This window comes from Rhodococcus sp. NPDC003322 (assembly GCF_053589555.1).
Genome location: NZ_JBSFSC010000018.1, coordinates 1 through 2040, shown reverse-complemented (window position 1 = coordinate 2040; position 2040 = coordinate 1). Strand labels below are relative to the sequence as shown.

At 67.8% G+C, this 2040-nt stretch carries 1 protein-coding gene; it reads right to left on the bottom strand.

Translation table 11 applies throughout. The annotated features are described in order from the left end of the window. A partial coding sequence (locus ACWDUM_RS28210) for a condensation domain-containing protein (RefSeq protein ID WP_450136533.1) occupies positions 1-2040 on the bottom strand: 2040 nt, incomplete at both ends.

The following is a 2040-nucleotide window of genomic DNA, read 5'->3' as shown; positions in this document are numbered from 1 at the left end:
CGCATAAGAGACCGTCTCGCCCTCGAACACCAACGCCGGCGCATCCGGCGTCCGCGCCACCTGCGCATCGAACAACTCCACCAGGGACACATCCGGAACCGACTCCTCCGTCGCGTTCCAATCCCCCAGCATCCGGCCGGACTCGGCCTCGTTGAGCAACTCCACGTCACCGATCACGACCTCGGGATCGGTGACGATCGCCTCGAGGAATCGAACGAACCGCGCGGCCAGCTTCTCGACCGTTTCCGAGTCGAACAGTGCAGTGGCATAGGACATCTCGGCGGACATCCCCGCCGGGTCGCCGGTCTCGCCGTACGCGTCGGCAACGATCATGTGCAGATCGAACTGCGAGATCGCCGATTCGAAGTCCACCGCGGAGATGGACAGACCGGGCAGTTCGAAACTTGTCGCCGCGATGTTCTGGAACGAGAAGCCGACCTGGCACAGCGGATGACGCGACGTCGACCGCGTCGGGTTGAGCACCTCGACCAGCCGCTCGAACGGCACGTCGGCGTTGCCGAAGGCACCCAGATCGGCATCGCGGACCTGTCCCAGCAGATCGGTGAACGGCATCGCCGAGTCGACCTGCGCACGGAGCACAAGCGTGTTGACGAACATGCCGATCATCTCGTCGAGTCCCGCCTCACCACGGCCCGCGAACGGGGTACCCACCGCGATGTCGCCGGTGCCCGAGACCCGTGCCAGCAGCGCCGCATACGCGGCGTGGACCACCATGAACAGGGTCGTACCACGCTCGCGGGCGAAGTCGGCGAGCCGACGATGCAGGTCCGCGTCGATGCCGAAGTGCACCCGGCCGCCGTGGTACGACTGCACCGCAGGCCGCGGCCGGTCCGTCGGCAGGTCCAGCTGATCCGGCAACCCCGCCAGCGCCGACTTCCAGTACTCGAGCTGCTGATGGATCAGCGAATCCGGGTCGGTCTCCGAACCCAGCACACGGCGCTGCCACAGCGCGTAGTCCGCGTACTGGATCGACAGCGGCGCCCACTCCGGCGCAGAACCCGCACTCCGCGCAAAGTACGCCGACATCAGGTCACGAGTCAGCGGCGCGACCGAGTAGCCGTCGCCGGACACATGATGGATGGCGACGACGAGGACGTGTTCGTCTTCGCCGACCCGATACAGCCGCACCCGAATCGGGACCTCAGCGGTGACGTCGAACCCGGCCGACAGGAACTCACCGACCACGGGAAGGACGTCCTCCTCGGCCAACGGCACCGGACTCAGATCCAGAATCGCCTGGTTCGCAGGCAGAATGACCTGGACCGGACCGTCCTCGGTGTCCGGGTAGACCGTGCGGAGCACCTCGTGCCGGGCGACGAGGTCGCCGACCGCGGCACCGAGCAGATCGAGGTCGAGCCGCCCGCTCAGTCGCAGCGCAATCGGAATGTTGTACGCGGCGGAGGCCGGGTCGAACTGGTTGAGGAACCACATCCGCTGCTGGGACAGCGACAGCGGAACGTTCTCCGGGCGCGGCGCCGCGACGAGTGCCTCGCGGCGCCCCGCGCCACGGGCCCGCTCGACCCGGCCGGCGAGGCCCGCGACCGTCGACGCGTCGAACAGATCCCGCACCGACACCCGGCCGTCCACCCGCGCCGACAGCACCGACACCACCCGCATCGCGATCAGCGAGTTGCCACCGAGCTCGAAGAAGTCGTCATCCGCACCGACTCGGCCGGAGCCGAGGACTTCCGCGAAGACCTCCGCGACCAACTCCTCGGCCGGAGTGCCCGGCGCCCGGAAGACCCGGGTCTCGAACACCGGAGCCGGCAGCTTCTTCCGATCCAACTTCCCACTGGTGTTGAGCGGGAACTCTTCCAGAACCATCACCGTCGACGGCACCATGTACGCCGGCAGCACGTTTGCGACTGCAGTACGGACGTCGCCACCGATCAGTGCCGTGCCCGTGCCGGCAACGACGTAGCCGACCAACCGGTCACCGGTCGACCCGCGGGAGTCGAGCACCACCACGGCCTGCGAGACCCCGTCGACACGCTCGAGCGCCGACTCGATCTCCCCCAA